Annotated in this window: 19 protein-coding genes and 1 pseudogene; 10 read left to right on the top strand and 10 right to left on the bottom strand. The window is 72.6% G+C overall.

What is annotated here, in order from left to right; genetic code table 11:
* Positions 1-20 precede the first annotated feature (20 nt).
* Both L1885_RS00565 and L1885_RS00560 read right to left on the bottom strand, forming a co-directional pair.
* Positions 21-1,370, bottom strand: a complete 1,350-nt coding sequence (locus L1885_RS00565) for an enoyl-CoA hydratase/isomerase family protein (RefSeq protein WP_235794900.1) — start codon at positions 1,368-1,370, stop codon at positions 21-23.
* A complete protein-coding gene (locus tag L1885_RS00560; RefSeq protein WP_235794928.1) occupies positions 1,367-1,603 on the bottom strand; it encodes an MbtH family protein in 237 nt (78 codons plus the stop codon). The genes L1885_RS00565 and L1885_RS00560 overlap by 4 nt, the downstream gene beginning before the upstream one ends.
* An 831-nt stretch (positions 1,604-2,434) precedes the next feature.
* On the opposite strand from L1885_RS00560, the gene L1885_RS00555 reads away from it, so the two are divergent.
* Together L1885_RS00555 and nhaA are read left to right on the top strand one after the other, a co-directional pair.
* The gene (locus L1885_RS00555; protein WP_268983427.1) at positions 2,435-2,707 is read left to right on the top strand and encodes a DUF4396 domain-containing protein; all 273 of its coding nucleotides are present in this window, start codon (positions 2,435-2,437) and stop codon (positions 2,705-2,707) included.
* 195 nt (positions 2,708-2,902) lie between these two features.
* Entirely contained in the window at positions 2,903-4,216 is a 1,314-nt protein-coding gene (nhaA, locus tag L1885_RS00550) for a Na+/H+ antiporter NhaA (RefSeq protein WP_235794898.1), read from the top strand.
* A 134-nt stretch (positions 4,217-4,350) separates the two neighbouring features.
* Here nhaA and L1885_RS00545 read toward each other — a convergent pair whose 3' ends face one another.
* The 5 genes and pseudogenes from L1885_RS00545 to L1885_RS00525 form a co-directional block, all read right to left on the bottom strand.
* A complete protein-coding gene (locus L1885_RS00545) occupies positions 4,351-5,721 on the bottom strand; it encodes an MFS transporter (RefSeq protein WP_235794897.1) in 1,371 nt (456 codons plus the stop codon).
* Positions 5,718-6,149 (bottom strand): nitrite reductase small subunit NirD, encoded by a 432-nt coding sequence (gene nirD / locus L1885_RS00540; protein ID WP_235794896.1) that lies wholly within the window; start codon positions 6,147-6,149, stop codon positions 5,718-5,720. The genes L1885_RS00545 and nirD overlap by 4 nt, the downstream gene beginning before the upstream one ends.
* Positions 6,146-8,752, bottom strand: coding sequence for a nitrite reductase large subunit NirB (gene nirB, locus L1885_RS00535; protein WP_235794895.1), 2,607 nt, complete (start codon positions 8,750-8,752; stop codon positions 6,146-6,148). Before nirB ends, nirD begins: the two co-directional genes overlap by 4 nt.
* A gap of 80 nt (positions 8,753-8,832) precedes the next feature.
* A complete protein-coding gene (locus tag L1885_RS00530; protein WP_235794894.1) occupies positions 8,833-10,050 on the bottom strand; it encodes an NAD(P)/FAD-dependent oxidoreductase in 1,218 nt (405 codons plus the stop codon).
* Positions 10,047-12,151, bottom strand: a pseudogene (locus L1885_RS00525) (molybdopterin oxidoreductase family protein). The gene L1885_RS00530 and the pseudogene L1885_RS00525 overlap by 4 nt, the downstream one beginning before the upstream one ends.
* Positions 12,152-12,341: 190 nt before the next feature.
* Here L1885_RS00525 and L1885_RS00520 point away from each other — a divergent pair.
* The 4 genes from L1885_RS00520 to L1885_RS00505 all read left to right on the top strand — a co-directional run bounded on the left by L1885_RS00520 (position 12,342) and on the right by L1885_RS00505 (position 15,402).
* Positions 12,342-13,487: a uroporphyrinogen-III synthase gene (locus L1885_RS00520; protein WP_235794893.1), complete on the top strand. Its 1,146-nt coding sequence runs from the start codon at positions 12,342-12,344 to the stop codon at positions 13,485-13,487.
* A complete protein-coding gene (locus L1885_RS00515; RefSeq protein WP_235794892.1) occupies positions 13,484-14,254 on the top strand; it encodes a sirohydrochlorin chelatase in 771 nt (256 codons plus the stop codon). Before L1885_RS00520 ends, L1885_RS00515 begins: the two co-directional genes overlap by 4 nt.
* Positions 14,255-14,635: 381 nt before the next feature.
* The gene (locus L1885_RS00510; protein ID WP_235794891.1) at positions 14,636-15,067 is read left to right on the top strand and encodes an SRPBCC family protein; all 432 of its coding nucleotides are present in this window, start codon (positions 14,636-14,638) and stop codon (positions 15,065-15,067) included.
* Between the two features lie 152 nt (positions 15,068-15,219).
* Positions 15,220-15,402, top strand: a complete 183-nt coding sequence (locus tag L1885_RS00505; RefSeq protein ID WP_235794890.1) for a hypothetical protein — start codon at positions 15,220-15,222, stop codon at positions 15,400-15,402.
* A gap of 496 nt (positions 15,403-15,898) precedes the next feature.
* Here the strand turns inward: L1885_RS00505 and L1885_RS00500 are convergent, their stop codons facing one another.
* On the bottom strand, positions 15,899-16,840 hold the full coding sequence (locus tag L1885_RS00500; RefSeq protein WP_235794889.1) for a ScbA/BarX family gamma-butyrolactone biosynthesis protein: 942 nt from the start codon (positions 16,838-16,840) through the stop codon (positions 15,899-15,901).
* A 133-nt stretch (positions 16,841-16,973) separates the two neighbouring features.
* Between L1885_RS00500 and L1885_RS00495 the strand changes: the two genes are divergently transcribed.
* Together L1885_RS00495 and L1885_RS00490 are read left to right on the top strand one after the other, a co-directional pair.
* Complete coding sequence (locus tag L1885_RS00495; RefSeq protein ID WP_235794888.1) at positions 16,974-17,600, top strand: ScbR family autoregulator-binding transcription factor; 627 nt, start codon at positions 16,974-16,976, stop codon at positions 17,598-17,600.
* The gene (locus L1885_RS00490; protein WP_235794887.1) at positions 17,597-18,568 is read left to right on the top strand and encodes an NAD-dependent epimerase/dehydratase family protein; all 972 of its coding nucleotides are present in this window, start codon (positions 17,597-17,599) and stop codon (positions 18,566-18,568) included. Before L1885_RS00495 ends, L1885_RS00490 begins: the two co-directional genes overlap by 4 nt.
* Here L1885_RS00490 and L1885_RS00485 read toward each other — a convergent pair.
* A complete protein-coding gene (locus L1885_RS00485; protein WP_235794886.1) occupies positions 18,552-19,181 on the bottom strand; it encodes a TetR family transcriptional regulator in 630 nt (209 codons plus the stop codon). The two genes, L1885_RS00490 and L1885_RS00485, sit on opposite strands and share 17 nt — an antisense overlap.
* A gap of 442 nt (positions 19,182-19,623) precedes the next feature.
* Here L1885_RS00485 and L1885_RS00480 point away from each other — a divergent pair, with 442 nt between their 5' ends.
* A complete protein-coding gene (locus tag L1885_RS00480; RefSeq protein ID WP_235794885.1) occupies positions 19,624-20,820 on the top strand; it encodes an IS701 family transposase in 1,197 nt (398 codons plus the stop codon).
* Positions 20,821-20,902: 82 nt separating this feature from the next.
* Here L1885_RS00480 and L1885_RS00475 read toward each other — a convergent pair whose 3' ends face one another.
* On the bottom strand, positions 20,903-21,295 hold the full coding sequence (locus L1885_RS00475) for a PPOX class F420-dependent oxidoreductase (RefSeq protein ID WP_235794884.1): 393 nt from the start codon (positions 21,293-21,295) through the stop codon (positions 20,903-20,905).
* A 297-nt stretch (positions 21,296-21,592) separates the two neighbouring features.
* Here L1885_RS00475 and L1885_RS00470 point away from each other — a divergent pair.
* On the top strand, positions 21,593-22,373 hold a 781-nt coding region (locus L1885_RS00470), incomplete at its 3' end, for a UbiA family prenyltransferase (RefSeq protein ID WP_235794883.1).

Genomic DNA, 22,373 nt, shown 5'->3' with positions numbered 1-22,373 from the left:
GCTTCGGTCGTCGCCCGAAGTCAGCCGGGAATCAGAACGTCGGCGTGCCCGGACGCCTCCAGATCGTCACCGAAGGCCTGACCGTGGGCGCAATAGCTCTGCTCGCGAGCGTAGTTGGCCATGTAACTGCGGAACGTGTCCTGCGGTTCGACGGATATCCGCAGAGCCCGTCGGTTGGCCAGGATGCTGCCGATCCCCGTGGCGCGCAGCCCCTTCACTGCCCGGCCCACCGCGCTGTCGATCTCAGCCGCGGGCACCGCCTCGGACACGATCAGACGCCCCTCTGGGCTGTCCACCGGGATGTCCAGGTTGAACTGGACGGTCCGCCGGGCGGGTTGCTCGCCGATGAAACGAGGCAGGCGGAGCACACCGCAACCCGGGATGATGCCTTCACGCCCAGCGGGCAGGTTCACGTAAGCGTCCCGCTGGGCCACGACATGGTCCATGACGAGCAGGAACTGGCAGCCCCCGCCGATCGCGAAAGCGTCGACGGCCGCGATCCAAGGCTTCTCCCGGACGCTTCGCGGTTCGGCCTCGCCGGTGAAGGACCCGGAGTGGCCTCGGTACATTTTGTTGATCGCGCCGAGTTCCCGGTCGAGGAAGAACTCGACCAACGAAATGCGCCCCTGCCGGAAGTGCGTCAGGTTGATACCCGTGCCGAAGACCCGCCGGCCCGCCCACTTGCGGTGGGTGGCGACTCCGCCCCGCAGGAGGCCGATGTCGATGCGGTCATCGAGCAGCACCAGGTCGACGGCCGTCTCCAGGGCCTGATTGGAGGCGTTGTCCTCGGCGTTGAGGTAGCGGTGGTTCTGAAATGTGACGTGACCGATGCCCTTCTCGTGGTGGACGGCGATCGGGCCGAGGTCCACCGTGTCGCGTCGGCGGAATTCGTCGAGGATCTCCACGGCCCGCTGGCGCGGCCGGGTCATGGAGTGCAGCAGGTGGCGTCCACTGGTGCGGTCGTCGAGGACATGGGCCACGAAGATGCCCTGATCGATCTCCCACCCCTCCTTGCCTCGCCGTTCCCGCTGCCGGTCGGCTTCCATGTCGGCTTCGGTGGGAACGAGGCCCGGGTAGCGCCTGCCGGCCGCCGCGATCAGGTCCGCCACCCGCATCGTGCGGCTGAGGTCCTCGGTGAGGACGGCGTAGACCTCGCGGACGTGCCGGCGGAGGAACTCCTCGCGGCTGACTCGTGCTTGGGACAGAAGTCGGCGTGCGCTGCCGCGCTGGGCAGCTGTGCGTTCCGGGCGCGGGGGCAGCCGGTCAAGATGCGCGCGCAACCCCTCGACCTGCGCCCTGAGGTCGTGGGCTTCCTGCTCCAGGGCGGAACCGGCGGCGCCTGGCGGGTGTGCCACGGTGATCCCGCTCATTCGGCCCGGGAATCCGAGTCCGGCACGGCGTCCATGGCGGCGATCAGGCTCAGGGGCCGCATGTCGGTCCAGGTGCGTTCGATCCACTCCAGGCAGGCGGCCCGGGTGTCCTCGTCGTGGGCGACGGTCCAGCCTTCGGGCACGTCGGCGAAGACAGGCCAAAGCGAATACTGGCCCTCGTCGTTGACCAGCACGAGGAAGCGTCCCTCCGGGTCCTCGAACGGGTTGGTCATGGTGTTTCCGCCTTCCTGCTTTTCCATGGTCCAGGCAACGACTATATGTTCCTTGGCAGTTGCCCTGGACTCCCCGGGTTTCTCAGGACTGATGTGAGACACGCGCCGCCCCGCCCTGGGTAGCTTTGGGATAGAGCGCCCGATGTGCCAGGTCCGCCATCCACCTGCGTGTGCTTCGCACTGCCGTCCCCATATAGTGATGCTCGGCCACACTGTCGCGTCGGCGTGCCGGGACGGCTTGCCTGTCTCCCTGTGGTCCTTACCCATCGTGGCCACCCTGCGCCCGTACAGGTGCCTTGCGCGACCGTCGCACCGGCCACGATGCCCACCCCGAGGGACGCGGCCACAGCCCTGCACCGGCGACATCGTGAGTGTGGCCACCGGCCGCGTTCTGCTTGGACCTCTACGAGGGCCACTGGGCTCTGCCGGGCGTTCACCGAGCGGCCCGACGCCCTCGAAGCGCTCGTCACCGCCGAGGGCGCGGGCCTGCCCGTCCTCGACCCCACCCGCGGCCGCATCACCGGATGGATCACCCACCAGTCTGTACACAACGCCCTCCGTGCCTGCCACGCGGTGACGCGGGAAGACCGGGCGGCCCGCTGATCGGTCGATCCAGGACGGCCCTCTCTGCCGCAGTCATTCGTCACCTGAACGACTCGCCGTGAGGCCGGTGGTGTGGTGCGTGGGGCGGTCCCGTCTCCGATCGCCGGCGGCAGGAGCACGGCGACGCTCCGACCAAGCCGGGCTGCGCCGTGACCGCGGTGGGGGTGTCGCACTGCGGGGCCGGTTGCACGCTGGGAGACATCGTGGCGGAGTTCGTGGTCTTTCGGGCTGGGGGCGACGGTCGCGGGGGTGGCGTTGACGGCGGAGTGCATCGGCGACCACGTCCTCGCCTTGCTGCTGGGGGTCGTCTTCCAGTATCTCGCGATCGCCCCGATGCGGGGACTGGGATTGCGACGCGGCCTGGTGGAGGCGCTCAAGGCCGACGTGCTGTCGCTGAGTGCCTTCGAGGTCGGACTGTTCGGCTGGATGGCGTTGATGTTCTTCGTGTTCTTTCCGCCCCCGATCATCTGCATCCCGATGCGGCCGCCTACTGGTTCTTGACGCAGATCGGGAGGGCGGCGGGCCTCTTTCACCGCTTGGCCGGTCAACGCATGGCTGATCCGTCGGGGAATCAAGGAAGCCATGTGACCGGGTGGCGCGGCGCCGCGGTCCGTCGAGGAAGCGATAAGGTCACCTTGGTGTGCCGGGAAGTCTGGTCGGCGAGATGTTCCGTCTGTCCTCTCACCGGGAGACCTCGTGTCCGACGCTCCACCGCCCCCGTCCAGCCGCCGTTCCACCCGCCTGTTCCTCCGGCCCGGCTGGGCACAGGCGCAGGCGGTCGCCGGCGTCCTGCGCAGCGAGACGGTCGGCGGACTGCTGCTGCTCGCCGGAGCGGTGGCCGCGCTGGTGTGGGCGAACACCCCTTGGAAAGCCGCATACGCCCGCTTCGTCGGCGCGACCTTCGGGCCGGAGGGACTGCACCTGCACCTGAGCGTGGGCGAGTGGGCCTCGGACGGTCTGCTGGCCGTGTTCTTCTTCGTCGTCGGGCTGGAGCTCAAGCGGGAGTTCGTCGTGGGGGACCTGCGTTCCCCGAGCCGGGCAGCCTTGCCGATCATCGCGGCGGTCGGCGGGATGATCGGCCCGATCCTCGTCTACACCCTCGTCAACACCACGATCGCCGGCGGGAGCCTGCGGGGCTGGGCCGTGCCGATGGCGACCGACATCGCCTTCGCGGTGGCCGTCCTCGCGATCATCAACACCCATCTGCCGGCCGGGCTCCGCTCGTTCCTGCTGACGTTGGCGGTGGTGGACGACCTGTTGTCGGTGGTGGTGATCGCCGTGTTCTTCGCCGGCCGCATCAGCGTCTGGCCACTGGTCGGCTCCGTCGCCGTCATCGCGCTCTTCGCGGCCCTGGCCCGCCGCAGGATCACGCACTGGTGGCTGCTGGGTCCGCTGGGCGTGGTGGCCTGGGCGCTGATGCACGCCTCGGGGGTCCATGCCACGATCGCCGGTGTGCTCCTCGGCTTCGCCGTGCCGGCGGTCGCCGGAGAGCGTGAGGAGGCAAGCCTCTCGGAGCGGTTCGAGCACCGCTGGCGACCGGTCTCCGCAGGCCTCGCGGTGCCGCTGTTCGCCCTGGTGTCGGCAGGCGTGTCCCTCTCCGGCGGATTGGGGCCCACGGTGGCCGACCCCGTCGGACTCGGTGTGGGTCTGGGCCTGGTCGTGGGCAAGCTCGTCGGCGTGTTCGGGTCGACGTATCTGCTGGCCCGCTTCACACGCGCCACCTTGGACAGCGACCTGTCCTGGTGGGACGTCCTGGGCGTCTCCCTGCTGGCCGGGGTCGGCTTCACCGTCTCCCTGCTGATCGGCGAACTGGCCTTCACCTCCGGTACACCCCGCGAGAACCACCTCAAGACCGCGATTCTGCTCGGCTCGCTCACCTCTGCCGTGCTGGCCGCGATCGTCCTGCGCTGGCGCAACCGCCTCTACCGGCGCCTGTGCGCGGAGGAGGAGGCCGACGCCGACCACGACGGGATCCCCGACGTGTACCAGTCCGCACCCGAGCGCCCCTGAAAGCCCTGGCCGCAGAGGGCCGGAGACGTGGAGAGCGTCGGGTCACCAGCCGTTCTCGCGGTGCCGGCGTGGTCAGGCAGTCGCCGTAGCGCAGGTCGTCGAGCAGTGGACACGGTGGCGGAGGATGCGCCCGGTCAGCGGCGGCGTATGTACACCGCCCATATCAGCACGGCGCACACGGCGTACGCGGCGAGGAAGGAGAGGTAGGCCGTGTCGCCGCTGCGGCTGGTCAGGAACGCCTCGCGGAAGGCGAAGTTGACGAAGACCCCGCCGAACGCACCGACGGCCCCCGCCAGCCCGATGAGCGCGGTGGCCCGCCTGTGGGCGGTGCGCTCCACGGCGTCGGGCGGAAGTCGGCGGCCTGCCGCCTCGGCACCGGCTTCGGCCAGGCATACGGCCGGGATCATCTTGTAAGTGGAGCCGTTGCCCACCCCGCTCAGCAGGAACAGCGAGACGAAGCCCGCCACGAACAGCGGCAGCGAGCCCGTCCCCGAGGCGACCAGGACCAGCACGGCCCCCACCGCCATCGCGAGGAACGTCCCGAGCGTCACCCGGGCACCGCCCCAGCGGTCTGCCATCCTGCCGCGGACCGGTCGGGTCAGCGAGCCGAGCAGTGGTCCGAGGAACGTCAGGTACGCGGCCTTCACCGGTGTGTCGAACTGCCCGGCGAACTGCACCTGGAGCACCTGCCCGAATGCGAAGCCGAAACCGATGAACGAGCCGAACGTGCCGGTGTACAGGGCCGCGAGCACCCAGCTGTGCCGCCGCCGCGCGACCTCGCCCAGCGCGCGCCACCCGTCGCGGCCCGTCGCGGCGCCGTCGATCCGCAGGTTGTCCATCCGGAGCGCGGCCGCCAGTGCGCCGAGCACGATCAGCGGAATGTAGACCAGGACGAGCACCCGGGGGTGAGCCGCGCCGGCCGTCGCCAGCACCAGCAGCCCCACCAACTGGACGACGGGCACACCGAGGTTGCCTCCTCCGGCGTTGATGCCGAGGGCCCAGCCCTTGAGCCGCTGGGGGTAGAAGGCGTTGATGTTGGCCATGGACGAACCGAAGTTGCCGCCGCCAACGCCCGATACGCAGGCGAGCGCGAGAAGGGCCCCGTACGACACGCCAGGCGCGAGCAGCAGGCCGGCGAGCCCCGTCGGCACGAGCAGCAGCAGGGCGCTGAACACTGTCCAGTTGCGGCCGCCGAAGCGTGCCACGGCGAAGGTGTAGGGCAGGCGCAGTGCACCGCCGAGGGCGGTCGGCAGGGCCGTCAGGGTGAACTTCTGTGCGGGGTCGATGTGGTACTCGGGCCCCAGGAAGAGGACCAGCACCGACCACAGGCTCCACACGGAGAACCCGATGTGCTCGGTGAGTACGGAGTGGACCAGGTTGCGCTGGGCGGTCTTCGCACCCGTCCGCCGCCAGAACTTCTCGTCCTCAGGGCGCCAGTCGGTGAGGGTGCGTGTGCGTACCGCCCGCTCCTCGACCGGTCCTCGCGGTGGTGTGAGCGTGGTCACGGTGTGTCCCCTGTCGTGTCCTCGAACGGAGCGTCAGTAGCTCGCCCGGCCTGGGGCGCCCGGCGTGTCGGCCACACCCGCAGCGCGGCGGGCGACCCGTCGGGGGCGGTGTCCTCGTCGACACACCGGCCGTCGCGGAGGTCGAAGACCTGCTTGTACATGGGTGAGATGAGAGTGGGGGCGCCGTCGCGGCTGCCGATGAGTCCACGCGAGAGCACGTGGGCACCGCTGAACGGGTCCTTGTTGCCGACCGCCCACAGAGCGCCGCCGCGGTCCTTGAACAGGGCGATCTGCTCGGTACCGAGCAGGACGGCGACGCCGCGCCCTGCGACGAGGTCGTCGTAGGCGCAGACGCCGTGCCATCGCGCACCGTCGTGGATCTCAACGAGGTCGGCGGCCGTCGCCGGGGCCGTGGACGTCTGATTCATGCGGTGCGAACCTCCAGTCGCGCGCGGCCGACGAGTACAGGGCCGGGCGACCGGTCCGGTTCGTCCTCGCGTGCAGGCCGGATCTGGCCTCGCTCGGGGACGAAGGTGACGGCCGGATCGGGCGTCCCGGGCGCGTTGACGAACGAGGTGAACCTGCGGACCCGGTCGGGGTCGGCGAGGGTGGCGGCCCATTCGTCCTCGTACCCCTCGACGTGCCGGGCCATCATCCGGTCGAGGTCGGCGCAGATGCCCAGCGAGTCGTCCATGACGACTGCGCGCACGTGGTCCAGGCCGCCTTCGATGCGCTCCAGCCAGCTCGCGGTGCGTTCCAGCCGGTCGGCGGTGCGGATGTAGTACATGAGGAACCGGTCGATGGTCCTGATCAGCGCGTCCCGGTCCAGGTCCTGCGCCAGCAGGTCTGCGTGCCGGGGTGTCATGCCGCCGTTGCCGCCGATGTACAGGTTCCACCCGGAGGAGGTGGCGATGACGCCGAAGTCCTTGCCCTGGGCCTCTGCGCACTCCCGTGCGCAGCCGGAGACGGCCGACTTGAGCTTGTGGGGAGAGCGCAGACCCCGGTAGCGCAGCTCCAGTTCGACGGCGAGGCCGACGGAGTCCTGCACGCCGTACCGGCACCAGGCCTCGCCCACACACGACTTCACGGTGCGCAGCGACTTGCCGTACGCATGTCCCGACTCGAAGCCCGCCTCGACGAGGCGGGCCCAGATGGCGGGCAGCTGATCGACGCTCGCCCCGAACATGTCGATGCGCTGCCCACCGGTGATCTTCGTGTAAAGGCCGTGGTCGCGGGCGATCTCGCCGATGACGATCAGTCCCTCCGGGGTGATCTCGCCGCCGGGCACGCGGGGCACGACCGAGTAGGAACCGTTGCGTTGGAGGTTGGCGAGGAAATGGTCGTTGGTGTCCTGGAGCGCGGCTTGTTCACCGTCGAGGATGTGGCCGCCACCGAGCTGCGCGAGGATCGAGGCCACGGTGGGCTTGCAGAGGTCGCAGCCCTCGCCGGTGCCGTGCTCCTCGATGAGCCGGGAGAAGGTCGCGATTCCCTTGACACGGACGATGTCGTAGAGCTCGGCTCGCGTATGGGTGAAGTGCTCGCACAGGCCGGGGGCGACGGCGACGCCGCTCGCGGCCAGTTCGTCGTTCACGATGGTGCCGAGCGTCTTCACGCAGGAGCCGCAACCGGTGCCGGCCCGGGAGCACTTCTTGACCTCGGCGACGCTGCCGCACCCGTCCTCGGTGACCGCGGCCCTGATCCGTCCCTTGGTGACGTTGTGGCAGGAGCAGACGACCGCGTCGTCGGGCAGCTCCACCGGCCCGGTCGGAGCGCCGAGTCCCGCGGGCAGCACGAGCTTCTCGGGGGCGGTCCTGAGGGGCTCGCCCGCCTGGGCGAGGGGGCGCAGAAGCCCGTAGGACTCGGTGTCGCCGACGAGGACGCCCCCGAGCAGCCGGCCGTCGCGTCCGATGACGAGCTTGCGGTATACGCCGGCGCGGCTGTCGCTGTAGAGGACGTCGAGGGCACCCTCGGTGGTGCCGTGCGCGTCGCCGAAGCTGGCGACGTCGACGCCGAACAGTTTGAGCTTGGTGGACGTGTCGGCGCCGGTGAAGGCCGTGGGGTCTCCGCCGGCGATCGCGCGGGCGGCGGTCTCGGCCATCGCGTAGCCGGGGGCGACGAGCCCGTACACCCGGCAGTCGGGGGCCAGGGCGCACTCCCCGATGGCGAAGACCCGGGGGTCCCCGGTGCGGCAGAGCTCGTCGACGACGATGCCGCCGCGCTCTCCCACGGGCAGGCCGCACTCCCGGGCGAGCTGGTCGCGGGGGCGCACTCCGGCGGAGAAGATCACGAGGTCGACGGCGAGTTCGCTGCCGTCGGAGAGGGTCATGGCACGGACCCGTCCGTCCTCGCGCGTCTCGACGGCCCGGGTGCCCGAGCCGGTGTGGACCCGGACCCCGAGGTCCTCGATCTTGCGGCGCAGCAGCGCCCCGCCTCCGTCGTCCACCTGGATCGCCATCAGGCGGGGCGCGAACTCGACGACATGGGTCTCAAGGCCCAAGGCCCGCAGCGCGCCGGCTGCTTCGAGGCCGAGCAGGCCGCCGCCGACGACCGCTCCCACGGAGGCGTGCGCCGTGTCGGAAAGGATGGCTTCCAAGTCCTCGATGGTGCGGTAGACGTGGCAGCCCGCCGCGTCCTTGCCGGGCACGGGCGGGACGAACGGGAAGGAGCCGGTGGCGAGAACGAGCGTGTCGTAGGGGAGGGTGCGGCCGCGCTCGGTGGTGACCGTGCGCGCCGCGCGGTCGAGGGCAGCCACCGGGTCGCCGAGGTGGAGCGTGATGTCGTGCTCCTCGGCGAACCCCGGCGGGCACAGCGACAGTTCGTCAGCGCTGGTGCCGGAGAACCAGCTGGTCAGGTGAACCCGGTCGTAGGCGGGCCTGGGTTCCTCGGCGAGTACGGTGATGCGCAGGCCACCCGCGTCCGGCAGGCCGACCAGGGCTTCGAGGAAGCGCTGGCCGACCATTCCGTGGCCGACGAGGACGACGTGCCGCCGGTCGTCGGGAGGGGATGCCGGGGAGGCCGGGTGCGGGGTCATCGTGGGCTCCTTGGTGTCGCGGTCGGTGGTCTGCGGCCGGGGCTCGTGCGGCGGCGCGGCCGGCGCGCGGGCGGTGCGGGTCACCCGCCCGCTACAAGCAGGTGCAGGGGCTCGTCCGTGACAGGTCGGCCGAGACGGTACGCGTCGGCCAAGGCGTCCACGGTCGACACGTCGCCGACGAGGACGGCGCCGACGAGGCGTTCCTCGCGCAGCAGGAGCTTCTTGTAGCTGCCGCGCGTGGCGTCGGAGAGCCGCAGGACGTCGAGTGCGGGGTCCGCGGCCTCGTCGACCTCGCCGAAAGCGGCGTACTCGAGTGGACCGGCTGTCAGCCGGGCGAGCGGGCGTGATCCGGTGTACCGCGTGTCAGGGCCGGTGCCGGAGAGCCGGGCGGCGAGGGCGTCGGCCTGGTCCCAGGCAGGGGCGGAAAGCCCGTGGACGGTTCCGGCATGCTCGGCGCAGTCGCCGATCGCGTACACGTCGGGCGCGGAGGTCGCGAGGGTGTCGTCGACGACCACTCCGCAGCGCACGGCGAGTCCGGCCGCGTGCGCGAGAGCCGTACGAGGGCGGACTCCGCAGGCCAGGACGACCAGGTCGCAGTCGAGCCGGTAGCCGCTCGCCAGCTCGACGGCGCTCACCCTGCCCGTTCCCGCGGCGCAATGGACCGCGCGGGCCCGGTTCATCGTGTAGGACTCGACGCCGAGCGCCGCGAGCCCGGCGCCGAGCACGTGCGCTGCGTCCGCGTCGAGGTGGCGCTCCGTCAGGTGCGGCCCCTGGTGGACGATCTCGACCTCGCAGCCGAGCACCGCCAGCGCACGGGACGTGCCGACCCCGAGCACTCCGCCACCGATCACCACGGCGCGGCGTGCCCGGGCGGCGTCCTCGGCAAGGGCGACGCAGTCGGCGAGGGACCGCAGCGCGTGCACGCCGCGGGCGAGTCCCGTGCCGTCGGCGCGCCGAACGCCGCGGATGGGCGGGAGTACCGGGTTGGCGCCGGTCGCGAGGACCAGCACGTCCCACTCCTCGGTGGCCCCGCCGCGCAGGGCCAGGGTGTGCGCGGCGGTGGCGACGGCGACGACCTCGGCGCGGGTACTGGTGCGTGCGGCGCCCGTCGGCAGAGCGATGTCCCCGGGCGTGAGGCGGCCGGTGAGCACGTCCGCGAGCAGCACGCGGTTGTAGGGGCGTTGGGCTTCCGCACCGTAGAGCGTGACGGTTCCCGTGCCGCCGAGGGCCCCGTACCTCTCCGCGAAGCGCGCGGCCGCCATGCCCGCGCCGACGACGGCGATCCTCGGGCGTCTCACGACGCCGCCCTCTCAGCGCCCTGCGCCTGCGCGCGTTCGACACGTACGGCGCACAGCTTGAACTCGGGCATCTTCGAAGTCGGGTCGAGCGCCGGGTTGGTGAGCGTATTGGCGCGGCCCTCTCCCGGCCAGTGGAAGGGCATGAAGACCGTGTCGTATCTGATCGTTTCTGTGATCCTGGCGGGTGCCACTGCCGTGCCGCGGCGGCTGGTGACGGCGAGCAGGTCGCCCTCGGTGATGCCGAGGCCCCGGGCGAGGCGCGGGTGCAGTTCCACGAAGGGCCCGGGGGCGGCCCGGTTGAGCGCGGCGACCCTGCGCGTCTGCGCGCCGCTCTGGTACTGCGCGAGGACCCGGCCCGTCGTCAGGTACAGCGGGAAGGCCGCGTCGGGCTCCTCGTCGGCGGGCCGGTGCGTGACGGCCGCGAACCGGGCGCGACCGTCCGGGGTCGCGAAGCGCTCCAGGAACAGGCGGGGCGTGCCGGGGTGATCGTCGTCGGGACAGGGCCAGAACACCCCGTCGGTCTCCCGGATGCGTCGGTAGCTGATGCCCGAGTAGTCGGCGGGTCCGCCGGCAGAGGCGCGGCGGAGTTCCTCGAAGACCTCCTCGGGGTCGTCGGGAAAACCCTCGTGGGTGCCGAGGCGGTCGGCGAGCTCGCGCAGGATCCAGAGGTCGGTGCGGACACCTTCCGGCGGCCGCAGGGCACGCTGCCGGAGGATGACCCTGCCCTCCAGGTTGGTGGTGGTACCGGTCTCCTCCGCCCACTGCGCGGACGGCAGAACCACGTCGGCGAGTGCGGCGGTCTCGCAGAGCACGAGGTCGCTGACGACGAGCAGGTCGAGGGCGTGGAGCCGTTCGGTGACGTGCTCGGCCCGCGGCGCGGAGACGACGGGGTTGGAGCCCATCAACAGCAGGGCGCGGGCGCCCCCTTCGCGTCCGAGCGTGTCCAGGAGTTCGTAGGCCGAACGTCCGGGGCGCGGCAGCCTGTCGGGGTCGACGCCCCAGACACCGGCGACGTGAGCGCGGGCCGCAGGGTCCTCCAGGGAACGATAGCCGGGCAGTTGGTCGGCCTTCTGACCGTGCTCCCGGCCGCCCTGCCCGTTTCCCTGTCCCGTCAGACAGCCGTAACCGCTGTAGGGCCGGCCCGCCTTGCCCGTCGCGAGGCACAGGTCGATCCATGCGCCGACGGTGTCGGTGCCCTTGCTGTGCTGCTCCGCCCCGCGCGCGGTGAGGACCATGCCGGTGCGGGCGCGGCCGAACAGCCGTGCCGCCTCGCGGAGACGGGGGCCCGGTACGCCGGTCAGCCGCTCGACCCGCTCGGGCCAGTGCGCCATGGCGGCGGCGCGTGCCCCGTTCCAGCCAGTGGTGCGGGCAGCGACGAACTCGTCGTCGACGTACCCGTCGGCGATCACGTGGTGCAGCAGTCCGAGGGCGAGGGCCAGGTCGCTGCCGGGCCGGTTCGCGAGGTGCAGGTCGGCCAGTTCGGCAGTGCGGGTACGGCGGGGGTCGACCACGATCAGCGTGCCGCCGCGCTCGCGCAGTTCGCGGAGGTAGCGGACGGCGGGCGGCATGGTCTCCGCGGGGTTGGCACCGACGAGGACCAGGCAGTCGGTGCCGGGGATGTCCTGCAGGGGGAAGGGCAGACCCCGGTCGAGCCCGAACGCGAGCTGGTGCGCGCTGGCCGCGGACGCCATGCAGAAACGGCCGTTGTAGTCGATGTTCGCCGTGCCGAGGGCGATCCGGGCGAACTTGCCCAGCTGATAGGCCTTCTCGTTGGTGAGCCCGCCTCCGCCGAACACGCCCACGGCATCGGGCCCGTAGGCGGTGCGAGCCGCGTCGAACCCCGCGGCGGCACGGTCCAGCGCCTCGTCCCAGGTGGCGGGACGCAGTTCGCCGCCCCTCCTGTCGCGTACGAGCGGGGTGGACAGCCGTGCGGCGGACGTGAGAACGGCCGCGGCCGTCCGGCCCTTCCCGCACAGGGCACCCCGGTTGACGGGGAAGTCGGGCCGCTCCCTCACGTCGCCCCGCCGTCGGCGGTGTCGAGGCGCATGCCGCACTGCAACGAGCAGTACGGGCAGTGGGTGTCCGTGGCCGTTTCGTCCATGGCGCCGAGACTGGGCGAGGGGGGTTACGCCTCAGGGTCCGCCGTGTTGCCACAGCGGTACGCCTCCCTCACACGGCTGTGGGGGCGGTGTGGGCCCGCCGTCATCCGCCGTGACGACCAGGGTGGTTCGCTTACGTCTGCGAGACCGTGCAGCAACGTGGGGGAAACGCCGGCAGTCGAGCCTTCGCCCATGGGAACTGCCACTGAGCCCGACCCGGACGCGGCCTTCGGCGAGGCTCCCCTCACCGGTTTCACCGTGGGGGTGACCGCCGCACGCCGGCGCGACGAGCTGGTCGCGCTGCTCGTACGCCGCGGGGCGGAGGTGGTGGAGGCACCCGCGCTCCGCATCCTGCCGCTGGAGGACGACATCGCGCTGCGCCGCGCCACCCGGCTCTGTCTGGAGGCCCCCCTTGACTACGTCGTCGCCACGACCGGCATCGGCTGGCGCGGTTGGATGAGCGCCGCCGAGGGCTGGGGCCTGGGCCCCGCCCTTGCCGCCGCGTGCCGGGACGCGGTGGTCTTCACGCGTGGCCCGAAGGCGACCGGGGCGGTGCGCGCGAGCGGACTGCGCGAGGGCTGGTCACCGGGCTCCGAAGCCACCGACGAACTGCTGACGTGGCTGCTGGCCAGGCCGCTTTCGGGGCGCAGGATCGCGGTGCAGGAACACGGTGTACCACTCGACGCGTTCGCGGTCGCGCTGCGGGAGCGGGGCGCCGAAGTCGTGTCGGTGCCCGTATACCGGTGGGCGCCGCCGGAGGACCCCGGCCCCGTGCGGCGGCTCGTGGAGCAGACCGCCCGCCGGGAGGTGCACGCGCTGACTTTCACCAGCGCCCCGGCGATCGCCGCCTTCCTGAACACGGCCGATGAGGAAGGCCTGCGGGACGCCGTCGTCGACGCGATGCGCGGCGACGTACTGCCGGTGGCCGTGGGGCCCATCTGCGGACGGCCGCTGCTGGACCTCGGGCTGCCAGTGGTGTGGCCTGCCCGTGGCAGGCTGGGCGCGCTCGTGCGGACGCTCGTGGAGACCCTTCCCAGCCGCTCGCGAAGGGAGCTGGACGTGGCGGGTCGGCGGCTGGTGCTCCAGGGCAACGCGCTCCTGGTGGCGGGCGACCGTCTGCAGCTCTCGCCCAAGTCCGCGGCGCTGCTGAGAGCACTGGCCGAGAACCCCGGCTGGGTACTGAGCAGGGCGGAGCTGCTGCGGCGCGCATGGCGGGACTCGGATGCGGACGAGCACGCGGTGGAGGCGGCGGTCGCGCGGCTGAGGGCGGTGCTCGGACCGCACGGTGACCTGATCCGCACGGTCCCCAAGCGCGGCTACCGACTGGCGGTCGCATGAGCACGGGACGCTCAGGCCACATGGGGCCCTCGCTGGTCGCCGTGGCGCACGGCACGCGCGATCCGGCGGGCGTGGCCGTCACCGAGGCGCTGGTGGACCAGGTGCGGGCGCTGAGGCCCGGGCTCGATGTCCGGCTGTGCTACCTCGGACTGACAGGTCCGGGCCTCCAGGAGACCCTGGCGGGGCTGGGCGGCCGCGACACCGTCGTTGTTCCGCTTCTGCTCGGCGCGGGCCACCACGTGCGGGTGGACATCCCCCGCGCGGTCGCGGACGCGCCGCGCCACCTGCGGGTGCGGACGGCGAGTGCGCTGGGGCCGCACCCGCTGCTCGTCACAGCCCTCGCGGACCGCCTCACCGAGTCCGGCAGGCAGGGCGGTCCTGTGGTGCTGGCAGCGGCCGGTTCGAGCGATGCCCGTGCCAACGGGGAGACGCGGGTGATCGCGACACACCTGTCCTCCCGACTCGGCGCACCCGTCGTCCCCGCGTTTCTGAGCGCGGCGCGGCCCACTCCCGCGGAGGCGGCGGCAGGGCTGCGCGCCGCGGGACACGACGACGTCATGGTCGCGCCATACCTCCTCGGCCCCGGATTCTTCGCCCGCGAGGCGGAGGCCGCGGCGGCGGGCAGAGCATCGGGGCCGCTCGGCGCCCACGCGGCGCTGGCTCGACTGGTGGCGCTGCGCTACGACGAGGCCCGTGCGGGCTCGACTCCGCGCCAGGACGCCGTCACCGGGCCCGGCCGCGGGCGGCGACTGCCGATGGGATTGTGATCGACACCGGGGCCCGCCTCGGCTGCACCGCGCCGATCGGCACCACGGAGGACGCCCGAAGCGGCCCCTGGGAGTCGTCATGCCGCCGCAGCACCGCAGCAGTCGCCGGGATGAAGCGCGGCCGAAGCCGCCTGGGCACCCCCGTGGCGGGCTGATCTGGTGCGGACCCGCGAGGCGACGTGGCGGCGGCCGGCAACACGCACGTGGTGCCGGGAGTGGACAGCGGTGTAACGGGTCCTCAGCCCGTGGCACCGCGCCGGCCGCGCCGGAACGCGGCGCGCGGGTGTGTGGCGCGGGGCGCCGCGGGTAGCCGGGTCCTACATGTTGTCGGGGCGCGGACCGGGCCGTCGGGCCGCGCGATGTCGATGGGGAGGTCACCTCGTGTCGTCGTCTCTGATGGAGTCCGTGGACGTGCCGGTGCCGGTCGCGGTGTGCTGGAACCTGTGGAGCGATGTGACGCGCTGGCCGCGCTTCCTGCACCACGTGGAGCGCGTCGACCGCATCGACGAGCGCCACTTCGCGTGGAAGCTGTCGCTGCCGGGCGCCGACAAGCTGTTCGTCGCCGAGCTCACCGAGGTCGTCGCCGAGGACAGGATCGCGTGGCGTACGACGGAGGGCGTGCACCACGCGGGCGTGGTCACCTTCCACCGGCTCAGCGACACGACGAGCCGGGTCGCGCTCCAGATCGAGTACGAACCGCACGGCTTCGTCGAGCACCTCGGCGCGCTCACCAACCTCGACGCGACGCTGGCCAATTACGACCTCGGGCAGTTCCAGAAACTCGCCACGGAGACGGCCGCGCTGGGATACTGAGCCGGCCCGTTCCCGCGGGTGTGGGCGGGGTCGCGCAGCCGGCCCGACTGCGGGTGGTGGCCCCTGCGGCGGCCCGTGCGTGGGTGTGTCGGCCGTCGAACGCCCGGCCTGTCGTCGTTGAAGGAGTTCGGATGCGTCGGTGCAAGCGTGCGATGGCTGCCGTGTTGGTCAGCGCCGCGGTCCTCACCGCTCTCGGCCCTCAGGCCATGGCTGCCCCGATGCCCCGGGAGACCAGCAAGACCGCCACGAGCGCCCCCCGTCACGTCCCCCCCCGCGCACAGGCCGGCGACGGTGGCACGGTCACCGTGCTGTGCAGCGGCAACTGCTACGAGTAGAGGGCCCAGCACAGCGGGGAGACGGGGGCTGAGCCCCTTTCGACCAGGTCGTGGTCGCGGTGGGCGTGGCCGATGACGCGGTCGCGGATGGTGATGCCGCCGCTGCCGCGTCGTGCACGCCGCCGGAGCAGGCGGGCGCGTCTGCGCGGGGTGCGACAGGTGGGGCGGGGTCAGGTTGTCCCTGTCGGTCAGGGCTTGACCGGTGCGGGGGAGCGGGTTGGGTTCCGGCGAGCGTGGACCGCCTGAAGCGAGGAAGGTGGGCCGCCTTCGGGGCTGCGGCGAGCGGGGCGGGGAACTTTCCGTCTGGGCAGTCGCTCGGCCCCGAACACGCGTGTCCGGGGCCGAGCATGCGTGACCGTATCGGACGGGCACCGCGGTGGGATACTCGGTGGCACATACATGTCGTGCCCGTCGGTGTGTTCTTCGCCGTTTCCGCGATGCGACGCCGAAGGCGGCTGAGTGCCGCAGTACGCCTTTGCGGCAGCGAGGCAGCCCCTCAGCGAGCCACGACCACCGCCGTGACCGTCGCCGTGAACGGGATCACGTCGCCCTGGCGGGCCGTGATGTGCACCGTGCGGTGGCCGTCGGCGGAGGTGGCTGCCGGGTGCGCCTCGATCCAGCAGGGGGCGTCGAATTCCACGAACTGGGTGAAACGGGCGTCGATGCCCGTCATGACGGTCGGGTCGGGCCGCAGTGCGGAGTGGGCCGCCTGGCGGGCCGCTTCCAGCAGGATCATCCCGGGGACGTGGTCGACCGGGTGGTCGAAGAGCACGGGGTGTGTGGTGTCGACGCGCAGCTGGCTGCGCCGGTGCGATCCGCCGGGGGCGAGGACGACGTCCTGCGGATTGATCCGCCCGACCTCGTCCGGCGCGAGCGGGGCCGGGAGTGCGACCGCGTGCTCCGTCGCCCGGGCGATCTCGCAGCGCGGCCCGCGCAGCCGCCGGTAGATGGCCGGTGTGTGGTTGCTGAACCGCGTCTCCGCGATGCCCACGCGCTGTCCCCCGCGAACAGCCGTGGCCTGCATGGTGGTTCGTCCGAGGCGGCCGGCGCGTCTGACGACGTCGGTGCATGTCAGCCGCAGGTCGCAGTCGGCCGGCCGCGGGCCGCGGTGCAGCGCCTCGGGGAAGATGGTGCAGCGGAAGTGGTCCCAGATCTGGCGGTTGTCCATGGGTGCGCCGTAACCGACGTGGCTGACCAGGGGTATCGCCTGGCGGACGCTCTCGGCGAACAGCATCGGGTCGTAGAGCTCGTGGGCCGGGTGGTAGAAGGTGTGCGACCGGGGCCACTGCGCCGGGATCGCGAAGGTGTCGTCCCCGTCCTGCTGCCAGCCGCACAGCAGCACCTCGGCCTGCGTGTCCTTGTGGACGAGTTGGCGCGGGATGGCCGTCAGGGGCGGGAGCGCCCGGTCGTCGGCTCTGAGGGCGGATGCGGGACGCATGGGTTCAACGATGGTGACAGTCACGGAAAGACCTCTCCCCAGGGGATCTTGTGCTGACGTCGTCCAGCTGTGGTCATCAGCCGGGCAAGGCATAACCTAGAGAGCGCTCTGTTTCTTTGTCGAGGGAGTTCGGATGACGCCACCACAGCAGGAGCGCGCGGCGAAGACGCGCGCGGCCATCGTCAGGGCGGCCGCCGAAGAGTTTGACCTGCACGGATACGCCGGCACGAGTACGACGAAGATCGTCAAGAGGGCCGGGTCGACCATGGGAGCTCTTTACTTTCACTTTGCTTCGAAGGACGACCTGGCGAAGGCGGTGATGAGCGAACAGGCCGAGGACCTGCCCGGCCTGGAGAGGTCGGAGGGCCTCCAGCACCTGATCGACCTGACGTTCGCGCTGGGACGCGAGTTGCAGCGGAACGTCCTGCTCCGCGCGGGTGTCCGCCTGGCGATCGAGCAGGGCTCCTTCGGTGTACAGGACGACACCGCCTACCAGTTGTGGATCAACGTCTTCAAGGAGGAGCTGCTCGCGGCGCAGGCGCTGGGGCAGCTTTCCGAGGGGGTGGACCCCGCGGGGTTCGCCCGCGTGCTCGTGGGTGCGTACAGCGGGACGCAGTTGCTGTCCCAGATCAGCACCGGGCGCAAGGACATCCAGGAGCGCATCGCGGAGTTGTGGTCCTACTTCTTGCCGGCGATCGCGCCCCCCGAGGTCGTCGCGCATCTCGGCCTGCCCAGTGCGACGGCCGGGGCGGCCGAGTGAGGGCGTGGACGGTCGTCCTGACGGGGGCCACGGGGTTCATCGGTTCGGCGGTGCTGCGGCGGCTCGCCGGCCGGACGGGTCCCGACGGGCGGCCGGTCCGGGTACGCGCGCTGTCGCGCGGCGCGGTGGTGGCGGCGCCGGGCGGGGGCACGGTGGAGCACGTCCGGGCGGACATCACCGAACCCGGCTCGCTGGCGGATGCCTTCCGCGGGGCGGACGCCCTGGTCCACGCGGTCTCGTACGTGGGCGCCGACGAGGAGCGGTGTGCCGCGGTGAACCTGCGGGGCACCGGCGCCGTCATGGCGGCCGCCCGCGCCGCCGGCATCCCGCGGATCGTGCACGTCTCGACGGCCGCCGTCTACGGTGCCGGCCCGCACCGCGGGATCGACGTCGACGGCGTCGAGGCGGCGCCGGTCTCCCCGGCCAGCCGTACCCGCCTCGCTGCGGAGGCGCCCGCCGCGGCCGCGGGCGCCCTCGTGCTGCGCCCCCACCTCGTGCTCGGCGCGGGGGACCGCTGGGTCGTCCCCGCGCTCGGCGAACTGGCACGGCGGGTGCCGCCCGAGTGGCTCGGCGGCCGGGGGCTGCAGTCCCTCGTGGACGTCGGCGACCTGGCGCGCCTCGTAGGGGCCGCGGCCACCGCCCGGACACCGGTACGGGGCCTTCACCACGCCGCCCACCCCGAGCCCGTGTCCACCGGCCGGCTCAGGGCCGCGCTGAGCGCCCACGGGCTGGTGGCCCCGGCCCGCGGCAGCGCCGACTGGGAGGAGTGCCGTGCGCTGCTCGCGCGGTCCCGAGGACGCTACGGCGAGCGCCAGTTGGAGCTGCTCGCGCTCGACCACTCCTATCTGAGCGAGCGTGTGTGGGACGTGCTGGGCACGGACCCGGGACCCGGTCCGCTGGCGCGTCTCGACGAGGCCGCGGCGTGGTACCGGAACGCGGCGGCGGCGGAAGTCAGGGAGCGTGGGTGAGGTCCTCGTGCTGCCAGGCACCGATGCCCCGCAGGGCCGTCTGCCACAACTCGGCGAGCCGGCCCGGGGGGCCGGGTGCGGGCGGGGCGGCGTTTCCGTGCTCCGAGAGAAGGCCCACTTCGACCCCGGCCACCAGGCTGCTCACCAGGAGCGCGGCGGATTCGGGCCGGGTGGTGGGGTGCAGTTGTTTCAGGGCCGCCGCCTGACGCAGGCGGGTGCGGACGAGCGGCAGCCAGCTTTCGCGCCAGTCCATGTGGAGCGGAGGCTGCTCGCGCGAGAGCCGCGCCGCGGCTTGTGCGGCGCCGCGTTCGCGCAGGAGGCCGGCCACCGCCCGGGTGACGTTGCCGACGGACTCCAGGGGTGTGCCGCCCCGCTGATCGGCATCGTCGACCACGACCCGGGTCGCTTCGATCCCCGTGGTGCACACGGCCTGCGCCAGGGCGGCCTTGCTCGGGAAGTGGAAGGTGAGGGCGCCCATGGTGACGCCCGCCGCTTCGCAGATGCGGGCGAACGACGTGCCGTCGTAGCCCCGCAGGGCGAACTGCGCTGCCGAGCTCTCCACGAGCCGGTCGCGGGTCCGCGTGGCTCGAGACTGCCCGATGTGGCCCGTCATTGCGTTTCCCCGATCTGGTCTGTGCACCCGAACCGTCCCGCCGGAGGGTGCGGCAGTGAAGGCGGCGCGGGGCGGGGACCGGTGGCGACCGTCCGCCGTCCGGTGGGGGGAGCGGGGCCGGGGTCGTCCCCGGCCTGTCGCCTCCCCTCGCCGGGAGCGGGAATCGGAGCTCCGTGTCCGTGCCGCGACGGCCCGATGCGGACCGCTGTCAGGGGCATGGTGCAGCGGGCCGGCGTCGTCGGACCAGGTCAACCTGCCGAAGACGTAGCGGAGTCGGGCCGGGCGGACGCACCGTCGTGCCGGTCGGCCGGCCCGTGGCGCCGGGCGGCCCCTCCGTGCGGGACTTGCCAAAGTCGCGCGATGTCCGGTCTCCCCCTGGACTAAAAAAGAGAGAGCTCTCTATGTTTAGTGGTGACGGATCGGACCGAGAGGGGTCAGGGGAATGGCTGTGCGCGACATCGCCGACATCCGCCGCCACAGGAGCGCCCCGGGGGGCGGCGACGAACTCCTGCCGGAGGTGGTCGACCGGCTGTTCGGCGAGCTGCCCCGGGCGGACCAACGCACCCGCGCGAAGGAGTACATGACGGGCCTTCTGGTGACCCCCGGCAAGAAGTCACTTCGCCGGATGGCCGCGGCCGTCTCGCAATCCCCGAGCACGTCCCAGGCGTTGCAGCAGTTCCTCAACGCCAGCCCCTGGGAGTGGGATCCGGTGCGCCACGCGCTCGCCGAGTGGGCCGAGGAGCGGCAGGCGCCTGTCGCGTGGAGCCTCGGACCGGCCGTGCTGCCGAAGCGGGGCAACGCCTCGGCGGGGGTGCACCGCCGCTTCGTCCCGGACGCCGCCCGAACGCTCAGCTGCCAGTTGGGCATCGGTCTCTTCCTGGTCTCGGCCGGTGCCTGCGTCCCCGTCGACTGGCGTCTGGCACTGCCCGGCGACTGGCAGGACGACGGGACGCGGCGCACGGCCGCCCGCATCCCGGACGCGCCGGCGGCCCCCACGGAGGGAGCCTGCGCGCTGGACCTCGTACGCGCGCAGGTCGCTCGCGCCGGTCGCCGGGACGTCCCGCTCGTGGCCGACCTCACGCAGGTTCCCCACGACGCCTCCTTCCTGCCCGGTCTGCTCGCGCTCGGCACGGGCTTCGTCGCCGAGATCCCCGGCAGCACCCCGCTGCGTCCGGCGGCCGGGGCCGGCGGGCCCGTCGCGGCGAGCCGGCTCGTGCGCCGTACCACCGCCGTGCCGGGCTTCGGCTCGGGAGTCGTGCCGGGGACGGACGGAGCAGGACACTCGCGCGTGCGGACCTGCGCCGTCCGCCTCACGCACGGCGGCCTCCCCGCCGCGCGGCGGCCCTGCGTCCTGATCGCCGAGGAGACCGGCGAACCGGGCGGCCCGCGCTACTTCGTCACCGACCTCGCCCGGCACCGGGCCGGCGAGATCCTCGGCCTCGCGGGCACCGCGCGACGGACGCGGCATGCCGTACGGGACATGGGGCGCTACGGCCTGCTGGACTTCGAGGGGCGCTCCTACCCGGGCTGGCACCACCACATGACCCTCGTGTCCGCGGCGTACGCCTTCGCGTGCCTCACCGGAACGGAACACCCCACCGCCGTGCCCGCCGGGACGTCCCCGAGCCGGGCCGCCTGACCGCCGCGCCCGGGCCGTCGGTGCGCACCGACACGGGGCGGGAGCGCATGCCCGCGGGCCGCGTACGGCGGGGTGGGCGGGATCACTGGCAGGTGGCGTGACGGGGTACGAGGCCCAGCAGGACCCGGTTGGCGTCGACGCCGCCCACCGGTCGGTCCACGTCCAGCCCGTAGCGCGCCGCCAGCCGGAGGTAGCCGAGCGCCGAGGGGTCCCTGCGCACCGTGTCGACGACGCCGCGCACCTCGAGGTACCGGTAGGGCCGGTCGGGGTCGTCGACGGACAGGGAGACGCGCGGGTCCCCGGCGATGTTGCGGTACTTGTACCGGTCGGTGGTGGTCGTGAACCACAACCGCTCACCGTCCCACTCGAACCACACCGGGTTCACCTGCGGTGCCCCGTCGGCCCTCAGCGTGCCGAGGTGCCCGAACAACGGGCGGGTGAGCAGCTCGACGTGGGTGCTCGGGACGACGGACACGGGTACTCCTGTGAGGGACGGACGCCACGCGATCGGACGCGGGCGAAGACGGCTGCCGCCGCGCCGGAAGGCCTCGGCACCCCGGGCGCGGACCCGGGGCGCCTGCACCCTGCACCGGCCGTCCCGCCCGGCACAACGCCGACTTGTGAAAGAAGCGGCGGGAGCACCGCGGCGGCCCCCGGTCGTCCGGGGCCGCGGTGGCGGCGAGCCCGCCGGGCGCGGCGACCGTGTGCACCCTTGGGTGCAAAGGCGCTTCGCGGCCCGGAAATGACACCGTGCCGCTCGTAACGTGCAGGTGTGGTCGACATCGCCAACGCCAACTTCGTCCCCGGGGCCCGTGGCCGCCTCCGCCCGCGGCACCTGCGCCTCGCCCTGGTGGAGGCGCGCCCCACGGTCCAGGTCGTGTTCGTCACGCGCTACCTGATCGGGTTCGCCGCCTCCTCTTCGCCCCACCACCTGGCGAGCCCCGCGCGGCTTCTCGCCGGGGCACTGTCGTGGTGGCTCGCCGTGGTGGCCGCCTACCTGCTCAACGGTGTGATGGACGTCAAGGAGGACCGGGCCAACGGATCGGTGCGTCCCATCGCGTGCGGTGCGCTGCCGGAGCGGACGGCGGCGGTGCTCACCGCCGCCGCGGCCGTCGGCTCCCTCGTCCTGGCGGCCTTCGTGCCCGGGCTCGTCCTGTGGACCGCGGCCTTCCTGGTGCTCGGATGGCTCTACTCGGCGCCCCCGTTTCCCGCCAAGCGCTGGTCCACCGCGTGCGCCGCCGTGGTGTTCGGTCTCGGATGGACGTCCTTCGCCGGCGGCGCGGCCACCGCGGGAGGCGTACTGAGCCCCGCGGGCCTGGTGTTCGCGGTGGTGATGAGCGCCTGGATGGCCCTGGTCGGGTCGGTGGTCAAGGACCTCGGCGACGTGGCAGGGGACGCCGAGGGAGGGCGCCGGACGGTCGCCGTGCGCCACGGTGCGGGCCCCGCGCGCCGGCTCGGGGCCGCGGGCGCGCTCCTCGTCGGAGCCGGCGCCGTGGCGGCCGCGCTCGCCCGCGCGCCGTTCATGCTTCCCGCGATGGTCGCGGTGGTGGTGG

The organism is Streptomyces fuscigenes, assembly GCF_021556455.1.
Lineage (GTDB): Bacteria > Actinomycetota > Actinomycetes > Streptomycetales > Streptomycetaceae > Streptomyces > Streptomyces fuscigenes.
The sequence above is the reverse complement of the archived record's forward strand: the minus strand, read 5'-3'. Positions and strand labels throughout refer to the sequence as shown.

Bases quoted from the DNA above. Each gene is read 5' to 3' on its own strand.
- L1885_RS00565 (WP_235794900.1), bottom strand. From the start codon at position 1,370: ATGAGCGGGATCACCGTGGCACACCCGCCAGGCGCCGCCGGTTCCGCC.
- L1885_RS00560 (WP_235794928.1), bottom strand. From the start codon at position 1,603: ATGACCAACCCGTTCGAGGACCCGGAGGGACGCTTCCTCGTGCTGGTC.
- nirD (WP_235794896.1), bottom strand. From the start codon at position 6,149: ATGAATCAGACGTCCACGGCCCCGGCGACGGCCGCCGACCTCGTTGAG.
- nirB (WP_235794895.1), bottom strand. From the start codon at position 8,752: ATGACCCCGCACCCGGCCTCCCCGGCATCCCCTCCCGACGACCGGCGG.
- L1885_RS00520 (WP_235794893.1), top strand. From the start codon at position 12,342: ATGGGAACTGCCACTGAGCCCGACCCGGACGCGGCCTTCGGCGAGGCT.
- L1885_RS00515 (WP_235794892.1), top strand. From the start codon at position 13,484: ATGAGCACGGGACGCTCAGGCCACATGGGGCCCTCGCTGGTCGCCGTG.
- L1885_RS00505 (WP_235794890.1), top strand. From the start codon at position 15,220: ATGGCTGCCGTGTTGGTCAGCGCCGCGGTCCTCACCGCTCTCGGCCCT.
- L1885_RS00500 (WP_235794889.1), bottom strand. From the start codon at position 16,840: ATGCGTCCCGCATCCGCCCTCAGAGCCGACGACCGGGCGCTCCCGCCC.
- L1885_RS00495 (WP_235794888.1), top strand. From the start codon at position 16,974: ATGACGCCACCACAGCAGGAGCGCGCGGCGAAGACGCGCGCGGCCATC.
- L1885_RS00485 (WP_235794886.1), bottom strand. From the start codon at position 19,181: ATGACGGGCCACATCGGGCAGTCTCGAGCCACGCGGACCCGCGACCGG.
- L1885_RS00480 (WP_235794885.1), top strand. From the start codon at position 19,624: ATGGCTGTGCGCGACATCGCCGACATCCGCCGCCACAGGAGCGCCCCG.